The following is a 19,633-nucleotide window of genomic DNA, read 5'->3' on the forward strand; positions in this document are numbered from 1 at the left end:
TGGTTTTCTGGTATGATTGTCATCGAGTAGAGTCCCTTCTTGGTGGCGTGGTAACCCCGAGGATACTCTACTTTTTTGTGTCTTGGAAAGACTCCAAATGTTGGTACACAACTTATTGTACGTCATCACGAGCGGCTGATACGGACAGCAGTAACGGTAAAATCGCCGCTATTTTCTGATTAGCAGGAGATACGCTCGAAATAAGGGCATAATGTCCGCTAATTCAGCGTTAGGTAGTCATGCCGGAAATCAGCCGGAAACGACTCCCCTAAGCGGGGTTAAGCGCCCCGCGCCTACCCCTTCTCCGCCGGCTGCGCGGCGAGCGCCTCTTCCAGCTTCTCCATCTGCGCGATGATCCGGTAGTTGCCCCGGAGCGGCACGTAGCCCAGCTTTCGATTGATGCCGAGCATCGGCGCGTTTAAGGAATCGTTGTCGGTTCGGATATAATCCGCGCCGCGCTGCCTGCCGTTGTGAATGGTTTGGAGCTTCAGCGCCATCGCGACATTCTTGCCTCTATAGGCGCGGTCAACGCACGTATATTCATGGTACATGCCGTTCGTCGCGGCGATGTGAATGACGTTGACCAATCCGACGAACCGGTCGCCATCGGCCGCGATCATAACAAGCTCCGGCGTAAAGCCGTCCACATGGAGGTACCATTTCCTCCATTCTACGAAGTCCGGCACGTCGCCCAGGAAGCCCGGAATATCTCTCATCGTAGAGGTTGACAGCTCGTAGAGCTTCTGCTCGGTCTCTTCGCCGGGGGCGTCGGCAAGGGAGAGCATCCGCAGGCCGTTCGCCGCAAGCATGGCTGCGGGATTCGAATGGACCACGTCAATAGCAGCGTCCTTCAATCGGAGCGTGGACTGGTACGTCTGGCGCTCCACGAAGAAGCCTCTGCGGATCGCAAAGCTCAGCGCGTCTTCGTTATCGTCCCATACCTCCGTTATGAACGCGGAAGCGCCGAGTCCTTTGCCCCATTCATAAGCATGTCGCAGAAGCGCCTCTCCGATGCCCTGGCCCCGCCGCTCTTCTTTCACGACCAACGTCATGCACAAGTAGCCCGGCTCCGTCCAAGGAGCGCGCCAAGGCCAGACATAGCCGATAATGTCATCGTCTTCGTCCACGGCGACATAGCGGCTCCGGTCATATCCCATGAGCAGCCCCTCGTCGTTTTTCCATGTATGCCCGACCTCATACAGCTTCCGATCGTCTTCCTCCAGACGTTCCGCGGAGGTAGGCTCGGCCCAATGTCCATTCAGCAGCTCTGCCAGCATAGAATAGTCGTTCGGCAAGCGCAGGGGGCGCAATGTAAATGTCATATTTTCACCGTCTTTCGTTCTCGTTGACCCCATTATGGCACGGGCTGTCGGGATGCGGAAAGGTAATAGATGATTATAAACGTAGTTGGCGGCCTGCTTCTCCTGTTTTATTTTCTGTGGTAGACTGTGTATCCTTGCCAGCATTCCTTTGGAGATAGGAGAAAAAAGAATATGGTCATCGATGAACGGGAGTATGAAATAAACGGAGTAACTTACACGGTAAGATCGGCGGAGAAGAGCGATGCGGAGCAGCTGTCCGCGCTGCGGGTCCGAATTGATGGGGAAACCGAGAACATGGACCGGGAAGCGGGAGAGGCGTTTATCGACCCCGCAGGCTTCGCGCGGCTCATAGAAGAGGACGGCAAAGCGGTCAACCATCTCTTCCTGGTCGCGGTCGCGCGGAATCAGATCGTCGGCTACTCCCGATGCGCGGGCAGCCCGCTCAAGCGGCTAAGGCATAAAGCGGAGTTCGGCGTAGGCGTCTTGAAGGACTACTGGGGCTGCGGCATCGGGAGGAACCTGCTGGCGCGATCCATCGCTTGGGCAGACGAGAACGGGATCGCCAAAATGACGCTGCAGGTGCTGGAAACCAACGCCGCCGCTATCGGCCTCTATGAGAAGCTGGGATTCGAGGTGGAGGGAACGCTTAAAAACGATAAGCTCCTCTCGGACGGGAAGTATTACGACACCGTCTTGATGGGGCGATGGAACGGATAAAAAAAGAGGAGATCGGCGTCCAAAACGCCGATCTCCTCTTTGCATAAATTCTTATGTCGCCACCGCATTGTACGTCATAATCCAGATCGAGCCCGCGACGATCGTCAGCATAATGACGAGGCCGAATATCAACGCGATCAGGTTGAAACGAGGTTTCTTCTCGTCCCGGATATGCATGAAGAACAACAGCTGAACGGCGAATTGCAGGATCGCCATGACGAGGATAAGCACCGTCGTCACTTGCTTGCTGAACATATCGTTCATGACCGCGACGAGCGGGATGATCGTCAGCACGATCGAAAGGACGAAGCCGATGACGTACGACTTCATGGAGCCGTGGCCGCCTTCATGTCCTCCATGGCCGGAGTGGGCGTTATGGTTCGCCATCCTACATCACCCCCATCAAATAAACGATCGTGAAGACGAAGATCCATACAACGTCAAGGAAATGCCAGTACAAGCTGATAATGTTGACTTTGCGCTTCGTTACCGGGGTAATGCCGCGGCGGCTAAGCTGGATAATAAGAGCCGTCATCCAGACGAGGCCGACCGTGACGTGAAGGCCGTGCGTGCCGACCAGCGTGAAGAAGGCGGACCAATACGCGCTAGTGCCGATCGTAGCGCCCTCATGCACGAGGTGGATGAACTCGGTGACCTCCAAGTAGATGAAGGAAGCGCCGAGCAGCGCCGTAATAATCAGCCACAAGATCAAGCCTTTCTTGTTGCCTCGGTTCATCTCGAGCAGCGCGATGCCGCTCGTGAAGCTGGACGTGAGCAGGATGAACGTGGAGGCGATAATGCCCGGCAGCTCGATCAGCTCCGCGCCCGTCGGTCCGCCCGCCGTATTGAGGCGGAGGACGACGAAGGTCGCGAACAAGGTGCCGAACAGAATAACGTCCGTGATCAGGAAGAGCCAGAAGCCGAACGTCTTCATCTCTTCTTGGTCGTGGTGGTCATGGCCATGATGGCCGTCGTGCGAGCCGTGCGCAGAGTGCCCGTGCGCACCTTTATGAGTATCGATAGCGTGTGCCATTAATGAGCCCCCCTTGCAGCGGCTTCCGTCCGCTCTACTTCATCGACAGGGATGTAGTAGTCCGTATTATAGCTAAACGATCTGGCGAGCATGCTGATGATGACGCCCGCGAGTCCGACGACGATCATCCACTTCCAATCCCAGACGAAGCCGAAGCCGGCTACGAACCAGGAGAAGGACATGATGAACGGAATGCCCGAGTTGCGCGGCATATGAATCGGTTCAAGCGGCGCTTGCTCCGCCGCGGCGACCTCCGGAAGCTCCGCTTCGCCTCTTAAGCGGCGCTGCTTCTTCTCCCACCAGTCGTCTTGGCTCGTCACCTGCGGCAGACGGGCGAAGTTGTACATAGGAGCGGGAGATGGAATCGACCATTCCAGCGTGCGGCCGTCCCAGGCGTCGCCGGATGTTTCTTTCTTGAAGAACTTGATGCTGTGCGCGATCTGCCACACTTGGAAAATAAACGCGAGACCCATCAAGAACGCGCCCACCGTCGAAACGACGTTCAGCGGCTGCCAGCCCATGTCGAAGTCGTATTCGTTGAAGCGGCGCGTCATGCCCATAAGACCAAGCGCGTATTGCGGCATGAAGCAGACATAGAAGCCGATATTCCAGAACCAGAATGCCCACTTGCCGAGGCCTTCATGCAGGCGGAAGCCGAACATTTTCGGCCACCAGTAGTACAGACCCGCGAAGTAGCCGAATACGACGCCGCCGATCAGCACTTGGTGGAAGTGCGCGATCAGGAAGTAGCTGTTATGGAACTGGAAGTCCGCAGGCGCTACCGACAGCAGCACCCCGGTCATGCCCCCGACGACGAAGCACGGGATAAACGCGATCGTCCACAGCATCGGGGTAGGGAACGACAGCTTGCCGCGGTACATCGTGAACAGCCAGTTGAACACTTTGACGCCGGTCGGAATCGCGATAATCATCGTCGTTATGGCGAAGAACGCGTTGACGTTCGCGCCGGAGCCCATCGTGAAGAAGTGATGCGCCCAGGTGAAGAACGAGAAGAAGCTGATGGACATAAGCGCGAATACCATCGACTTGTAGCCGAACAGCTTTTTCTTCGAGAACGTCGCGACGATCTCGGAGAAGATGCCGAATGCCGGCAGGATGACGATATACACCTCGGGGTGTCCCCACATCCAGATCAGGTTAATGTACATCATCGGGTTGCCGCCGCCGTCGAGCGTGAAGAAATGCGCGCCGAGGTAGCGGTCCAGGAATAACAGGAACAGCGTTACGGTCAAAATAGGGAAAGCGAACATGATCGTCACGCAGGACGAGAGCACGGACCAGCTGAACATCGGCATTTGCATAAGCTTCATGCCCGGCGCGCGCATCTTCAGAATCGTGACGACGAAGTTAATGCCCGTCGCCAAGGAGCCGATACCGGAAATCTGTATGCCCCATATATAGAAGTCTTGGCCAACGCCGGGACTTCCCGACAGCTCGGACAGCGGCGGATAAGCGAGCCAGCCCGCGTCCGGCGAACCGCCGATAATGAACGAAACGTTGAACAGCATCGCGCCGAAGAAGAACATCCAGAAGCTCAGGGAGTTCAGGAACGGGAACGCGACGTCGCGCGCGCCGATCTGCAGCGGCACGACGATATTGAACAAACCGAACATGAGCGGCATGGCCATGAACAGAATCATGATGACGCCATGCGTTGTGAAGATCGCGTTATAGTGGTCGGCATGCAGGAACTCCAGCTCCGGCGCGGCCAGCTGCACCCGCATGAGCAAAGCGTCGACGCCGCCGCGGAACAGCATCAGAATCGATGCGATGATGTACATGATGCCGATTTTCTTATGATCGACGGATGTCAGCCATTCCGTCCAAAGCCAGCGCCACTTCTTGAAATAAGTGAGGGTGAAAACAATCGCTACAAGGGTGAGTCCGATCGACACCTGCGCGCCGAGAATCAGCGGGTCGCCCGTCACGAAAAACTCGGATGAAAAATCTTTGATTTTATCCCACATTGAGTAGTGCTCCTTTCGTTAACGGGTTCCGTTAATGTCCCGCGTGTCCGGCGTGGTCGTGATTCGCTTCGGACGCGTCCGTTGCTTGGGTATCGGCTGAGGCCTCGCTATGATCATGATGCGCCTCCTCGTCGGCTTCTTCTTCATCCGACTCGGCTTGCGCGCCATGATGCGAATGGGCGCCGCTGCTGCCTTCTTCTACGTATTGCGTCACGATGTGCTCGAACAGGCCTTCCGGGAAGCTGGAGAACAACTGAACATCGGAGCGTCCGGGCTTCGCCAAGGCTTCGTAGCCTTCCATCGTGAGGGCTGGCGAGGAGCTTTTCACTTCTTGCACCCATGCGTCGTATTCTTCTTGCGACACGGCATCCGCGTCGAACGTCATCTGCGCGAAGTCCATGCCGTTGAAGTTCGCGCCCGAGCCGTAGTAGCTGCCTTGCTCGTCGGCTTGCAGGTACAGGGTCATCGCCATGCCCGACATGGAGTAGAGCTGGCCGCCGAGCTGCGGGATCCAGAACGAGTTCATCGCCGTGTCGGACGTCAGCTGGAACCGGATCGGCGTGTCCTCCGGGAACTTCACATAGTTGACGGTGGCGATATTCTCGCCGGGATATTTGAACAGCCATTTCCAATCCATCGAAGTAACCTGAATCGTAATCGGTTCCTTCTCCGAAGCCAGCGGTTTGGAAGGCTCGAGCTTATAAGTGTAGATGCCCGTAATAATGGCCAGCGTGACGATGATGACGATCGGAATCGCCCACCAGGTCACTTCAAGCTTAGTGCTGTGTTCCCATTCCGGCGCGTAAGCCGCCTTGCGTCCGGGACGGTCGCGGTAGCGCCATACGATGATTGCCGTGAGGATGAGGACGGGCACGATTATAACCGCGCAAAGCAGGGTGGAAATAATAATCAAATCTTTTTGCGATTCGCCGATCGGCCCTTTGGGATCGAGCACGATGTACTGCTCGCTGCTGCAGCCGGAGATGAGGAGGACCATCGCAAGGAAGAGCCCTGTTGCCAGCGTTCGAATTTTTCGTCTCATCATGGAACACTCCTTAAATGTTTGTGTAGCATGAGTCGAGTTATCGACTCTTGAAGCAAACATACTTCGTAAGCATGAGCTAATGTTGTGATGCAAAGCCGATTAGGCTTGTGAAGCAACATGCTTCGGAAGCATAAGTACTTTGTGAAAAAATGCGCTTGCTCATAGTTTACGACTAGTAGACCGGAATTGAAACGGCCTGAACGAAGGATACACAATTACGTAAACATTTAGACTAGATTCCGCCATACTTTAGTCACGACTTAGACATATGGCAAAATTGGCAGCGATTTCTCCCGGAAAAACGGATGGAATGCCGCCGCAATGCACTTGCCTTCGCTTCTGACATGGTACTACAGACAACCTTCGATTTGCACTGGATATTAACGGGTTGCGGATGCATGCAAAAAACGACATCAGACCAAGTAACAGACTACCCAAGTCCGAACAAGTTGATTTGGTCAGACTAGGAAAAAAAGGCCCTAAGACCATAGAAGGTCAAAGGGCCCCAGTACCGTGACGGTTCAAATAGTACTGATAAAACTTAGCGCGGACCGCGTCCGTTCCCGCGTAATGCCGATGCAATTTTTCTACTTGATAAAGCATGGCGGCGCTTAGTCGGTTTTTGATCTCGATAAACCAATTCGGGTAAAAATCGGTCAAATATTGTTCTTCCAAAATGACTTCGACGTAGGAACGGACGTTGGCTTCGATCTTCATCAGGTTATCTTCCTTCGCCAGCTCTGTCACCGCGGACAGCATGTCCGCAACGTCGCAGTGAACGCTGCAATCGAGCCTAATCTGCTCCCTCCCCGCATGAATGATTTCTATTCCCGCGCTCTCCTTAAAAAGAGTTTTCATATAATTCAGGCTCACCCTCAGACTGTTCCTGGCTTTCCCAATCTCCGCGTCCGGCCAGAAGGTCTCGATGAGCCTTTCGCGCGTTGTCCACTCGTTCAAGGCGAGGTAAACGAGAATCTCTTTGGCAAATCTTTTGTTCCAGCCATCGGTTATTTCCCGGTTATTGACCTTAACGGAGAAGGTGCGAATAAGAGACAGCTGAAGCTTGTTCGGCTCCTCCCGCACCCGCTTATGATGCCTGCGCAGTTCGGAGTGCAATTCCGACATAATCGGCTTCGTCAAAGATGGAGGCGAGCGGAAAACAAAGCGGCGAATCCGGTCCGCAGTCTCCGCGGGAGCATCCATAAATACGGCGTTGAGAGCTCCGGGCGCGGTATGAAGCACGGCGTTCTGCATAAGCCTGCTGCCTTCAATCGTTAAGTAAGGCGAAATCACGGGATCGAACTCACCGGATATCAGAAGAACGGGACAGTCGATTTGATGAGCGATACCGGTCCAGTTGGTGCTGCTTAAGACATCATAATAATGAGACATCATATGTAGATTGACGATGCCGTACGCGTTCTTCAGCACGGGATAATGTCGTTCGTTGTGCGTGACTAGTGGCAGCATATAATCCGTCAGCCGTTCCCGGCCTTGATACTCATCCAAGAAGATGCTGCGGAGGAAGTCGACATATTTGTCGATGATGCTTGCCGGCACGTGAAATACGGAGGAGATCAGCACGAGCGATTGGACCAGCTCAGGAGCGAGGCTCGCCACCTGAAGCGCAATATTTCCTCCAAAGCCGTGACCGACCAAGTGAATACTGCCGAAATCGAAACCGTGCTCCATTCCGCGATCCATGATAAAGCGCTGGATAAGCGTTCCGAGTTCAAGGCTGTCAGGCAGGCTGCCTTCCCAGCCTACGTAATCCCCATGACCAGGAAGATCCATACTCAGGACGTTGAAGGATCGGACGAGATGGGGGACAAGCGGCTCCCAGCAATCCCTATTCAGCCCATTGCCGTGAATGAGGACCAGCGTGGGGGAGCCAGAGTTGCTCGGATAATAAGAATGAGGAACGAGCTCTTGTTTTGACATAAAATCTCCTGTTGTTCGGTGAAATCGCTCTATAGGTCGTGAGAAATAGGACTTATGTAATGAATGTGTAATCCTTTGAAAATTATAATACTTTTGAATCATGATGGATATGGGATTTATTTGGGAAATTATAGTGTTTCTTCAGGACAGAGGGAGGAAATGGATCGTGCGCATCCTGCGCCTGCTCGGGAGGATGACCGCTTTCTTAGCGAAAGCACTTAGAAGGACGGAACCTGACTCTTCGTCGCATGAGTTGAAGAATATCGGCAAAGCGTATAGGGTCCTGCAGCATGTCACGTTAAGGTATGACAGGGAACAGCAGGAGATTGATAATCTGGTTATCGGACCGAACGGCGTGTTTCATATCGAAACAAAGACATATTCCGGCAGCCTGGTGTTTCATTCCTCCGGGCTAACCCATGATGGAAGAGAAATCGAAGACCCAACCGGCCAAGTGTATCGTCACCAATATATACTGGAATCGATATTGGCCGAGGCTGGGGTAACCTGTGATATTTTCGGCATTATTTGCTTCTCCGACCCGCAATGCACGTTGACGGGCGCAAGCTCGGCCTTCATCACATGCAGATCCGATCAGTTGCTCTACGAGATCAAAACCAAAGTAAGTAATCATTTTCTAACCAAAGCAGCCATAGATAAGATTGTTATGGCACTGGAAAAGAGCGGAGCTCCTTGAAAAAAGGCGTTAGCCCTATCCGTCCTTCGGCTTTCCGGGTTTGGGGACTTATGCAAGAAAGCCCTCGCGTTCCGTCTAGGAACGTAAGGGCTTTCTGTTCATATATCGATCTTACGAATCGAGATTGGAGTCCTTATTCGCCGCGTTGCCGTTCATTCTCGCATGCACCAGGCCGATCGCCGTGCCGATGACGTAGATGTGCACGCTTCCGATCAAGAAACCGATGCCGACCATGAGGCCGATATTCTTGTCGCTGAAATGGCTGAGGTTAACGAGGCAAAGCACGACGCCGATCGCGAGCACGCCCCAAGCGATGGCGGTCATTACGTTCACCAAGCGCTTCACATCCGATTTTGAAGGTCCCAATTGGCTGATAGTCGCCGTTTTTGTAGTCATATCGAACACTCCTCAAGTTGTTTTGTTAATGAAGCTTTATATTCGGGTTGCATATCCTTAAGGTTTGAAAGTGCTTTCTTACCCCTACTATACCACATATTATGTCGTTTGTTCAAAGAAAATTCACTTTTTGCACATAAAATAGACATAAAGTTATCTGGAAATAGAAGCCAAGAAATGAGCGGAGCCATACGCACGATCATGGATGACATCGACGAAGATGGAGGAGCCGTCGAAGTGTCGTTTGTCGTAGGAAGCGAGACTCCGTTATCCGCTGCTACGTTCTTCAACCACAACGATCTGTTCGAAACAGACAATATCGTTTAAGGGATGGAGCTTCGGAATAGGACGAAAAAAAAGAAGGAAGGCTTGCCTGCAGGGCGAGCCTTCCTTCATCACTATATATTCGTGTTCCGCGTTAATCCGTCCACCAGCGCTTCAGATCCTCCCACCAGGAGCGGTGAACCTTGCCGCTTCCGGAGCCTTCGCCGTTCCCGGAGCTGTCGCCGCTTCCGGATTCCTCGGTCGTGCCGGCCGCTTTGTCGGTGCCGCATACTTCCGTCGGTTCGGTGCCGGCGAGGAAGGCTTCGAGCCGCCGGCTTGGACAGGTTGCCGCCGCTAGCTTGCCGGATTCCGGATCGATGAAGACGTTCACGACGCCCTCCGGTACCGGGAAATACTTCGGCGGCACCGCGGACAAGGCGCCTTCGATGAAGCCGGCGAAGATCGGCGCCGCCCGCCGCGCTTCGGCGACGGACAGCTTGCGGTCCTTGTCGTAGCCGACCCAGACCGCGGCGGCGAGCTCGGGCGTATAGCCGACAAGCCAGGCATCCGTTGCCGTCGTGCCGGTCTTGCCCGCGACGGGCCGCTTAATCGCGGCGGCCACGCGGTGCGCGGTGCCGCCCTCGTCGAATACGCTCTCGAGCAAGCTTGTCATGACGTACGCTTCCGCGGGCGTGATGACCTGATCTACCCGGGGCTTCGCTTCATATAATAGGTTGCCTTTGCGATCCTCGATTCGCAGAATCGCGACCGGCTCGACGCGGGCTCCCTTGTTCGCGAACGCGCCGTAAGCGGACGCCATCTCGAACGGGCTGACCGGGAACGTGCCGAGCGCGAGGGACGGAACCGGATCCATCGGGCTCTTGACGCCGAGCTTCCTCGCCGTCTCGATTACCTTATCCGCTCCGACCGTCATGATCGTGTTCACGGCGTAGATATTGTCCGAGCCGCTGATCGCGGTCCGCATGTCGATAAAGTCCTCCGCGTATTTGTCGCCGTAATTATGCGGCTCGTACGTCTTGCGCCCTTCGTCGTAGCTGAACACGGTCGGTTCGCTCTTGAAGCGGGTAACCGGCGACATGAAGCCGCTCCGGAGAGCCGTCAAATAAAGGAACGGCTTAAAGGATGAGCCCGGCTGGCGGGTTGACGCGAAGACGCGGTTGTATTGGTTCGTCTTGTAATCCCGGCCTCCGACCATCGCCTTGATATAGCCGTTCCGCGGATCGATCGCGATGAGCGCGGCCTGCTCCTCCGAGCTTGCGGGCATTACCTGCTTGATCGATTCCTCGGCCGCGGCTTGCGCCTCCTGGTCGAGCGTCGTATAGATCGTAATGCCGCCTTCGTTCAGCAGCTTCTCGTCGATGCCATATTTCTCGACGGCCAGGTACCGGATGTAATCGCGGAAGTAAGGCGCGAAGCCTTCCTGCTCATCCGTTCCGATCGGCTGGAAGCTCAGCACCTCCGCATAAGCGGCTGCCGCCTGCTCCTCCGTAATGGAGCCGCCTTCCTTCATCGCCTCGAGAATGAGGTATTGGCGATCCTTCGCGTTCTTCATATTCAGATAAGGCGAATAATATTTAGGGCCTTTCGGAATACCGGCAAGCATGGCGCTTTCGGCAAGCGTGAGCTCGGAGGCGTGCTTGTCGAAATACATCATGGCCGCCGCTTCGATGCCATAAGAGCCGTGGCCGTAATAAATCTGGTTCAGGTACATGCCGAGAATTTCGTCTTTGTCGTATTTCATCTCGAGCTGAGCAGTGAACATGGCTTCCTTCAGCTTCCGCTGCCAGGTCCGCTCATGCGACAGATAGAGGTTGCGCGCAAGCTGCTGCGTGAGCGTGCTCGCTCCTTGCCTGGCGGACATGCTTTGCACGTTGACGACGACGGCGCGCGCCATGCCCTTCAGATCGAAGCCGGAATGATCATAGAATCGGCGATCCTCGATCGCAAGCGTCGCTTCCACGACATAATGCGAAATATCTTCAAGGTCGACGGAACGCCGGTTCTCCCCGGCATGGAACGTATCGATGACATGGCCATCTATGTCGAGCATTTGGGAGGTTTGGCTAACGGTAGAGACGGGCAGCGTCTGAGAGCGCAGGTAGAAGTAAAGTCCGGCGAGGGCAATGAAAGCGGCAAGCGCGGCCAAGCCCGACCATGCGAGCCATCTTCGCAGCCTCAGCCACTGGGGGAGGAATCTTTCGGTTAGTTTGGGAAACGCCAATCGGCGCCTCGGCTTGCCTTGCCCGCCAGGGGATGATGGTGATGACTTGGTCATGCGGCAGACTCCCTTCCGCGTGTTGCTGGTCTTTTTCCTTAGTATGGAAAAATGCGGAGCGAGCTATTCATGCCAATGGACTGATAATATTCGATAGGAAGTAAATGTCACATATAGTTCTTGACTATGATGTCATATTTAACTAATATCTAATTAGACCATCATCTAATTTAATGTTTATCTAACTGTGAGGGGTGTGTCCGTGACTAACACAGAAGGGGAAAGTTAATTAATTGTTGTACGAAATCAACAATTATGCGAGGATGGTTAGAAAAACAAAAAACGGAGTGGATCGGATGAGCGGCATACTGGCCTCAACGAAACGTCATGCCCGGACGGTCAAGGGCATTCAAGGCTTTCCTATTATTATGTTGATTAATATTTTCCTCGGGATCGGCTTTTCGTTCGTCATTCCATTCAACTCGATGTTCGGAATCGACGAGGTAGGCATGAGCAATACTTCGTTCGGCGTATTCATGCTGATCTCCTCCCTCTGCGGCATCTTCTTCAGCACGTGGATCGCGAAGCTGTCCGACCGTGTGCCGGATCGCAAGTTCATACTCATCCTATGCTCGCTTGCGGCCGTCATCGGCTACCTGGGCTTCGCGTTTTCCCGCAACTACGCGGTTCTGCTGTTTTTCTCTTCCGTGTTCATCGGCATTTCCTCTTCGACGTTCTCTCAAGTGTTCGCGATCGGCAGAGAAATGCTGACGAGGTCGGAGCTGCCCGAGAAGCAGGTGCCGTTCTATATGAACATCCTGCGTACGTTATTCGCGTTGTCTTGGACGGTCGGTCCCGCTATCGCGTCCTATGCGCTTCTGTACATGGGCTTTACCGGTCTGTTCATGGTCGCCGCGACCTGCTACGCGATCGTCTCGATTATTGCCTTGCTGTTCCTGCGCCGGAAGTCGGAAGCGGCGGGCAGGTCAGCCGCGAAGGAGATTTTGCCGCTGAAGCAAATCATGCTCCAGCCTCTGATCCTCATTAATGTAATCGCGTTTGCCTGCATCTCCACCGCGCATAACATGAGCATGATGAATATGGCGCAGTTCGTTACGAAGGAGATCGGGGGCAGCCAGCAGGACGTCGGCGTGATCTTCAGCATTACATCCGTGTTCGAAATTCCGTTCATGCTGGGCTTCGGCATCTTGGCCACGAGCGTCAAGAGCGACAAGCTGATCCGTCTCGGGGCGATCCTTGCGCTCATCTACTTCTGCGTTTTGTTCTTCGCCGAGTCGTCATGGCATATATTCGGCCTGCAAATTCTGAGCGCCGCTTATATCTCGATTACGTCGGGGATCGCGATTACGTACTTTCAGGACTTCCTGCCGGATATGCCCGGCACCGCGACGAATCTGTATTCGAACGCGAACAAGGCGGGCAGCATGCTGGGATTTATGCTTTTCGGCTTTGTGGCGGACGTGTTCGGCTACCGGAACGTTTACTTGACTTGCGCGGCTTTCGTGCTGGTTGCGGTGACCCTTCTCTTCGGTTTGCGTTACGCGCGGCGAACGCCTGCCGAGGCGTCGATCAGCGGATAAGCGCAAGGTCAGGTAAATATTTGGTCAAAGGCTCCCCGAATGGTTGCTTTTTCCGCATGAAATACTATAATACAACTTGAACCACTGAAGGAAAGAAGGGATCAATCGACATGGAATTATGGTATACCGAGAAACAGACCGAAAACTTCGGCATTACGGCGAAGATTACAAAAAGCTACGTACATGAGCAAACGGAATTTCAACAGCTGGATATGATCGAGACGGAAGAGTTCGGCACGATGCTGGTGCTCGACGGCATGGTCATGACGACCGTGAAGGACGAGTTCGTCTACCATGAGATGGTAGCTCATCCGGTGCTGTTCACGCATCCGAATCCGGAGCACGTGCTGGTTGTCGGCGGCGGCGACGGCGGCGTTATCCGCGAAGTGATGAAGCATCCGAAGGTGAAGAAGGCCGTGCTGGTCGACATCGACGGCAAGGTTATCGAATATTCGAAAAAATACCTGCCGACGATCGCGGGCGAGCTGGACAACCCTCGCGTCGAAGTGCTCGTGAACGACGGCTTCATGCATATCCACGATCATAAGAATACATACGACGTGATCATGGTCGACTCCACGGAGCCGGTAGGCCCTGCGGCGAACCTGTTCACGCGCGGCTTCTACCAAGGCATCTACGAAGCGCTCAAGGAAGACGGCATCTTCGTCGCGCAGACGGACAATCCTTGGTTCAAGGCCGACCTGATCCAGAGCGTGAACCGCGACGTGAAGGAAGTGTTCCCGATCGTGCGCGTCTACGGCGCGAACATCCCGACGTACCCGTCCGGTCTCTGGACGTTCACGATGGGCAGCAAGAAGCATGATCCGCTTCAAGTGGACGAGTCGTCCATTCCGGAGCTGGACACCAAATATTATTCGCCGCGCCTGCATAAGGCCGCCTTCATTCTTCCTAAATTCGTCGAGGATTTGGTGAAGTAATCCGATTTAGATAGAGGTACACTCCTTAAAACGCTTTAGGGGGCTGTGCCTCTTTTTTCGTTTTTGAACGCTGTCGATGTCCTCGAGGCAGCAGTACCTGCGTACCTGTCGTTCAGTAAGCTGGGTAACGGAACGGAGCGACGTTATTTGACCGTTTCTAGCATGATTCTATTCGAATCCAAGGAGATAACGGCGCACAGTTCCGCAAGCCCTCGAAAATCCCCCCTTTTTCGCTGGATAGCGTCTCTCCGTTCCGTTAGCCTCTTCTCCCTTTCTCAGTCTCCCGTTCTCCCGTTCTTCAGTTCTCCAATACTCCCGTTCTCCCGAACTGCCGCCGCCATGCCAATCCAGCCATTTAAACTAGCGAAACTTCTTCAGCGGGCTTTCTTGCATGCCGGGGCTCTTTTTTCTTGCGCGCCGGGAGGTATATACTATAGCTACTTTATTTTTCGGGCAGCGAGCAAACGCATAGGGGGAAAAAGAGATGACGACTGGCGGCATTTGCAAAATCATGATCGTGGACGACGAAGTGCTCATCCGGCAGGGGATCAAGCACTTTATGAACTGGGAGCAGGAGGGCTTCCAGATCGTCGGGGAGGCATCGAACGGGCAGGAGGCGCTGGAGCAAATCGAGCGGCTGCGCCCGCATATCGTGCTGACGGACATCGTCATGCCCGTCATGGACGGTGAGGAGCTGACGCGGCGGATCAAGAGTCAGTACCCTGAGATCGAGGTCATCGTGCTGAGCAGCTTCGGCGAATTCCAATATGTCCGGTCGACGTTCCAGAGCGGCGTCGCGGACTATATTTTGAAGCCGAAGCTGGACCTCCAGCATTTGCTGACCGTGCTGAAACTGACGGCGGAGCGCATTCCTTCGCTGCGCGGGGGAGGGGCCGCCACCGCGGCGGCTCAGCTATCCGGCGATCAGCTGATCGAGAGGCTGCTGTCCGGCTACGAGCTGCCTTGCGACGAGGAAGACACGAAAGCGGTCTTCCCGTATCCGGCTTTCCGCATCGTGGGAGCCGCCGCCTCCGGAGGGGAGCTAGGCGCCAAGCTGGAAGAGCTCCTCCGCCGAGAGGTGCCCGAGGCGATGCTGCATGCCGTCCGCGGCGAATCGCGCGTCGTGGCGTATCTGGTCAATGCCGAGCGGGCGCAGCTGGACATGCTGCCCTTCTGGGCTCAAAGCGCAGCGGCCAAGCTGCGCGACGGAAGCGGCAGCGGGCGGCCGCTCTTGCTCAGCGAAACGTTCCATTCGCTGGCCGAGCTGCACGACGTTTACAGGCTGGCGTTCCTGAAGCTGGCCGATTATGCCTTTTATTTGCCGGACCGTTCGGTTATTGCGGGGAATAACCTGCCGGAGCCAGGGCCCGTGCCCGAGAGCTTCCAGCTGAGCCGGTTCACCGAGGAGCTAAAGCGCGGCCGCTTCCAGGCGGCCTTCGAGTATTTGCGCGCGTATTCGGAAGAGCTGGCGGCCTGCTACACGGCTGACGTGTTCGAATTCAAATCCTTCCTTGGGAACGTTGTCTTCAACGTGACGGTGCTGCTCGGCAACATGCAGTACGACGTCAAGGAGCTGGAGAAGAACAAATACCGTTATTTCAAGGCGATTGAAGATAGCGGTACCGCTCGCGATGCGATAGGACGCCTGGAGGAGTTCATCGCGGAGGCGGAAGCCAGCATTGCGGAGAAGATGAGCCACGCCGGCGCGGGGAACGCCAATATGAAGCGGCTGCTCGATTACATCCACGAGCATTACGCGGAACCGCTTAGCCTGACGGAGATGGCCAAGCATTTCCACTTCAATCCTTCGTACCTCTCCAGCTACTTCTCCTCGCATAACGAGGAGGGGTTCGTCGATTACCTGCACAAGGTCAGGACGGAGAAGGCGGAGGAGCTGCTTCGCAAGGGCGAGGCGATGATATCGGAGATCAGCGGGATGGTCGGCTATTCCGATCACAGCTACTTCTGCAAGGTGTTTAAGAAGCATACGGGCTTATCCCCGAGCCGCTACCGCAGGCAGTATATGAATGATGAGAGTCGAGGATAGACCATGCAGCGATTATTCGATCGGTTTAAATATAACGGGTTGTTCGTCAAAATATTCATCATCATGGTCGTCAGTATCCTGTCCGTATCGGTCATTACGACATGGACGACCATCAATACGTCGGAGCGGGTGTTCCTCCAGACGTTCAGTATTACCAATTCCAAGGTGGTCGAGCAGATTAAGAGCAACATGGACGCGTTCAATTACGCGATCGTCCTCGCCTCCAATAATATGATGTCCAGCGGATCGATTCGAGGCTTCCTCACGGAAGGCGACGGCGATTCGCTCTCCCGCGCCAGAATTTATTACAACATCGGCCAGCAGATCAAGCGCATCCACTCCGGGCTCGACGCTTACGATGTCAATGTTCTCGTAACGGGAGTGAACGGGAGGAGCTTCGCAACGACGGACCGTTCGGTTTGGCCGATTACCGACAATGCTTTAGGGGATCACCCGATAACCGTTCGGACGCTTGCCGAGCCCCGCAAATTGCACTACCAGTACGACGATGCCTCCACCTCCGGCAACAAGGACATCGCGCCGACGATCGTCGCGTCAAGGGCGCTGCTCGACCGGACGGAGAACAGAGTGTACGGAGCGGTCTATTTTCCCATTCGCGAGAGGGAGTTCAAGCGGTTCTACGAGACGTTCACGAGCCGGGGCAACGACGTGGCCGTCATGAACGGGGAAGGGATGATCCTCTCGTCGAACCGCTCGGAGTGGATCGGCCAGCCTTCTCCCGAGCTGCTGCGGGTCGCTAAGAACGTTGAAGAAAGCACGCTTCCGTACGTGGAAGAGGAGTTCATGGAGAAATCGCAGGTCATTCTGTCCACGTACATGCCTTCGCTCGATTTGTACATCGTCAATGTCATCGACAAGGAGATTGCCATCGGACAGCTTACGGACACGGATGCCATCCTACTGACGGTGATGCTGATCGTCGCGGCGGCCGTCATTATCGTATTCATCATTTCGCGCCGCCTGACCAAGTCGTTGACGAGGCTGGTGAAGCAGATCGCGACCATCTCCAAATACGAGTTCGATCACGAGGTTACGGTGGGAGGGAGCTACGAGACGAGGCAGCTGGCCCAGGCGTTCAACGCGATGCTGGGCGAGCTGCAGGACTACGTGAAACGGCTGCTGGAAACGCAGAAGGGCCAGCGCAACGCGGAGCTGGAAGCCCTGCAGCAGCAGATCAACCCCCACTTCCTGTACAACACGCTGGCATCGGTGAAGTTCATGGTGCAGCAGGGCAGCAAGGAGAAGGCGGCCGAGACGATCAACGCCCTGATCTCTCTGCTGCAGAATTCGATCGGCAACGTCAGCGCGACGATCTCCCTCAGCCAGGAGCTGGTCAATCTCCGGAACTATGTATTCATTAACCATGTGAGATACGGCGACCGGATCAAGATGAGCTATTTTGTGTCGCCCGACTGTATGGGCTGCCACGTGCCGAAGCTGATTATTCAGCCTTTTATCGAAAATGCGTTTTTCCACGGCTTTAATCGGAAGAACGAGGGGAACATCTATTTTATGGCGGCCAAGGAAGGCGACTCGCTCGTCTGCGAAGTGGCGGACAACGGGGACGGCTTCGACATGCGCGATGCCGATGAGAGCGGATTGCCCGCCAGGCGGACAAGCAACCGGCAGCTGTTCGCGGGCATCGGCGTGCGCAACGTCCATGACCGGATCAAGCTGCTGTACGGAGAGCCGTACGGCATTACGATCGACAGCGCGCCGGGCGAAGGGACCAAGGTGAAAATCCGGCTGCCGCTGCTTGAATAATAAAGATTTTACAAGTATCAAAAAATTGTCCTATTCCAAAAAGGGCTCGATCGCAAACTCCGTAATAATCCGACAAGAGGAAGCAAATATTATCCTAACGAGGGCCGAACTTCAAGTGCTAATATTTTGTTGTAGGCCATGAAGCGCTTACACTTGTCAAAGAAACAGATAAACGGAGGTCTTGACGATGAAGAAAATGCTTGGTTTGCTTCTTGCCTGCTCGCTCGTGCTTGGTGCTTGCGGCACGAACAACAATGCGGACACGGGAACCGAAGGCGGCAACAACGCCGGCGGCGAAGGCGGAAAAGCAAGCAAAATCACGATTTGGGCTTGGGATCCGAACTTCAACATTAAAGCCATGAACATCGCGAAGGAAGTTTACGCGACAGAAAATCCTGACGTAGAGGTCGAAGTCATCGAGAACGCTCAGGCTGATATTATCCAAAAGCTTAACACGGGCCTCAGCTCCGGCACGACCAAAGGCTTGCCGAACATCGTGCTGATCGAGGACTACCGCGCGCAAAGCTTCCTGCAAGCTTATCCGGACATGTTCCATCCGCTGACGGGCTCCTTCAAGCCTGAAGAATTCGCGGAATACAAGCTGGGACCAACCAGCTCGAACGGCCAAAACTACGGTCTTCCGTTCGACTCCGGCGTAACCGGCCTGTACGTAAGAACGGATTACCTGGAGCAAGCGGGCTACACGGCCCAAGATATGCAAGACATCACTTGGGACCAATATATCGAGATCGGCAAAGCGGTCAAAGAAAAAACGGGCAAAGACATGCTGTCGCTTGACCCGAACGACCTCGGCATCATCCGCGTGATGGCGCAATCGGCTGGCTCGTGGTACCTGAAGGAAGACGGCAAGACGGCAGATCTGGCAGGCAACGCGGCCGTGAAAGAAGCTTTCGAAACCTACAAAAAAATGATGGATGCCAACATCGTGAAGATCCACTCCGACTGGAGCCAGTTCGTGGCGAACTACAACAGCGGCGCGGCGGCATCCGTACCGACGGGCAACTGGTTCACGCCTTCCATCACGGCGGCGGCTGATCAAGCCGGCAAATGGGCGATCGTTCCGCTTCCAAAGCTGACGAACAACTCGGCATCCGTTCACGCGTCCAACCTTGGCGGCAGCTCGTGGTACGTCCTGAACGTGGACGGCAAAGAAACAGCGGCGGACTTCCTGGGCAAGACGTTCGGCTCCAACGTGGACATGTATCAGAAATTGGTTACGGACATCGGCGCTATCGGCACTTACAAGCCGGCTTCCGAAGGCGAAGCGTACAAAGCGGCGAACGAATTCTTCGGCGGTCAAAACATCGTTCAGGACTTCGCGAAATGGACGGCTGAAATTCCGAACGTGAACTACGGCATGCACACTTACGCAATCGAGGACATTCTGGTTGTCGAGATGCAGAACTACCTGAACGGCAAAGACATCGACGCCGTACTCGCGGACGCTCAGAAGCAAGCCGATTCGCAAATCAAATAAGAATCGCTAGTTAAGGGGACCCCGGACGACCGCTTGCTGACTCATGATCATAGTGGGCAGAAGCGGACAACGCTCCGGGGTTTCTTTTCTAAAGGTCGTTCAAAAAATCCGCTTTTGATCACGAA

16 protein-coding genes are annotated in these 19,633 nt (G+C 54.8%); 8 read left to right on the forward strand and 8 right to left on the reverse strand.

The annotated features are described in order from the left end of the window. Positions 1–293 precede the first annotated feature (293 nt). Positions 294–1,322, reverse strand: a complete 1,029-nt coding sequence (locus tag NQZ67_RS28105; RefSeq protein ID WP_257452517.1) for a GNAT family N-acetyltransferase — start codon at positions 1,320–1,322, stop codon at positions 294–296. 171 nt (positions 1,323–1,493) lie between these two features. Here NQZ67_RS28105 and NQZ67_RS28110 point away from each other — a divergent pair, with 171 nt between their 5' ends. Continuing rightward, the gene (locus tag NQZ67_RS28110) at positions 1,494–2,039 is read left to right on the forward strand and encodes a GNAT family N-acetyltransferase (RefSeq protein ID WP_257452520.1); all 546 of its coding nucleotides are present in this window, start codon (positions 1,494–1,496) and stop codon (positions 2,037–2,039) included. 51 nt (positions 2,040–2,090) lie between these two features. On the opposite strand, the gene cyoD is transcribed toward NQZ67_RS28110, so the two are convergent. The 5 genes from cyoD to NQZ67_RS28135 form a co-directional block, all read right to left on the reverse strand. Continuing rightward, entirely contained in the window at positions 2,091–2,426 is a 336-nt protein-coding gene (gene cyoD / locus NQZ67_RS28115; protein WP_257452521.1) for a cytochrome o ubiquinol oxidase subunit IV, read from the reverse strand. A gap of 1 nt (position 2,427) precedes the next feature. Beyond that, complete coding sequence (gene cyoC, locus NQZ67_RS28120) at positions 2,428–3,072, reverse strand: cytochrome o ubiquinol oxidase subunit III (RefSeq protein ID WP_257452524.1); 645 nt, start codon at positions 3,070–3,072, stop codon at positions 2,428–2,430. Next, on the reverse strand, positions 3,072–5,060 hold the full coding sequence (locus NQZ67_RS28125; RefSeq protein ID WP_257452526.1) for a cbb3-type cytochrome c oxidase subunit I: 1,989 nt from the start codon (positions 5,058–5,060) through the stop codon (positions 3,072–3,074). Before NQZ67_RS28125 ends, cyoC begins: the two co-directional genes overlap by 1 nt. A 31-nt stretch (positions 5,061–5,091) precedes the next feature. Next, positions 5,092–6,102, reverse strand: a complete 1,011-nt coding sequence (cyoA, locus tag NQZ67_RS28130) for a ubiquinol oxidase subunit II (RefSeq protein ID WP_257452607.1) — start codon at positions 6,100–6,102, stop codon at positions 5,092–5,094. Positions 6,103–6,600: 498 nt separating this feature from the next. Beyond that, on the reverse strand, positions 6,601–8,046 hold the full coding sequence (locus tag NQZ67_RS28135; protein WP_257452529.1) for an alpha/beta hydrolase: 1,446 nt from the start codon (positions 8,044–8,046) through the stop codon (positions 6,601–6,603). 166 nt (positions 8,047–8,212) lie between these two features. Between NQZ67_RS28135 and NQZ67_RS28140 the strand changes: the two genes are divergently transcribed. Then, on the forward strand, positions 8,213–8,743 hold the full coding sequence (locus tag NQZ67_RS28140) for a nuclease-related domain-containing protein (protein ID WP_257452531.1): 531 nt from the start codon (positions 8,213–8,215) through the stop codon (positions 8,741–8,743). A gap of 111 nt (positions 8,744–8,854) precedes the next feature. Here the strand turns inward: NQZ67_RS28140 and NQZ67_RS28145 are convergent, their stop codons facing one another. Next, on the reverse strand, positions 8,855–9,139 hold the full coding sequence (locus NQZ67_RS28145; RefSeq protein ID WP_257452533.1) for a hypothetical protein: 285 nt from the start codon (positions 9,137–9,139) through the stop codon (positions 8,855–8,857). A 177-nt stretch (positions 9,140–9,316) separates the two neighbouring features. Between NQZ67_RS28145 and NQZ67_RS28150 the strand changes: the two genes are divergently transcribed. Beyond that, positions 9,317–9,466: a hypothetical protein gene (locus NQZ67_RS28150; RefSeq protein ID WP_257452534.1), complete on the forward strand. Its 150-nt coding sequence runs from the start codon at positions 9,317–9,319 to the stop codon at positions 9,464–9,466. Between the two features lie 91 nt (positions 9,467–9,557). On the opposite strand, the gene NQZ67_RS28155 is transcribed toward NQZ67_RS28150, so the two are convergent. After that, positions 9,558–11,699: a transglycosylase domain-containing protein gene (locus tag NQZ67_RS28155; protein ID WP_257452535.1), complete on the reverse strand. Its 2,142-nt coding sequence runs from the start codon at positions 11,697–11,699 to the stop codon at positions 9,558–9,560. A gap of 296 nt (positions 11,700–11,995) precedes the next feature. Between NQZ67_RS28155 and NQZ67_RS28160 the strand changes: the two genes are divergently transcribed. From NQZ67_RS28160 to NQZ67_RS28180, 5 genes are all read left to right on the forward strand, one after another. Continuing rightward, positions 11,996–13,240, forward strand: a complete 1,245-nt coding sequence (locus tag NQZ67_RS28160; protein ID WP_257452536.1) for a sugar efflux transporter — start codon at positions 11,996–11,998, stop codon at positions 13,238–13,240. A 110-nt stretch (positions 13,241–13,350) separates the two neighbouring features. Beyond that, positions 13,351–14,178: a polyamine aminopropyltransferase gene (gene speE / locus NQZ67_RS28165; RefSeq protein WP_257452537.1), complete on the forward strand. Its 828-nt coding sequence runs from the start codon at positions 13,351–13,353 to the stop codon at positions 14,176–14,178. A 484-nt stretch (positions 14,179–14,662) separates the two neighbouring features. Continuing rightward, positions 14,663–16,225, forward strand: a complete 1,563-nt coding sequence (locus tag NQZ67_RS28170) for a response regulator transcription factor (protein WP_257452538.1) — start codon at positions 14,663–14,665, stop codon at positions 16,223–16,225. Positions 16,226–16,228: 3 nt separating this feature from the next. Next, positions 16,229–18,010, forward strand: coding sequence for a cache domain-containing sensor histidine kinase (locus tag NQZ67_RS28175; RefSeq protein WP_257452539.1), 1,782 nt, complete (start codon positions 16,229–16,231; stop codon positions 18,008–18,010). Positions 18,011–18,197: 187 nt separating this feature from the next. Beyond that, positions 18,198–19,508, forward strand: a complete 1,311-nt coding sequence (locus tag NQZ67_RS28180) for an ABC transporter substrate-binding protein (RefSeq protein ID WP_257452540.1) — start codon at positions 18,198–18,200, stop codon at positions 19,506–19,508. Positions 19,509–19,633: the final 125 nt, after the last annotated feature.

Source organism: Paenibacillus soyae (genome assembly GCF_024623455.1).
Lineage (GTDB): Bacteria > Bacillota > Bacilli > Paenibacillales > Paenibacillaceae > Pristimantibacillus > Pristimantibacillus soyae.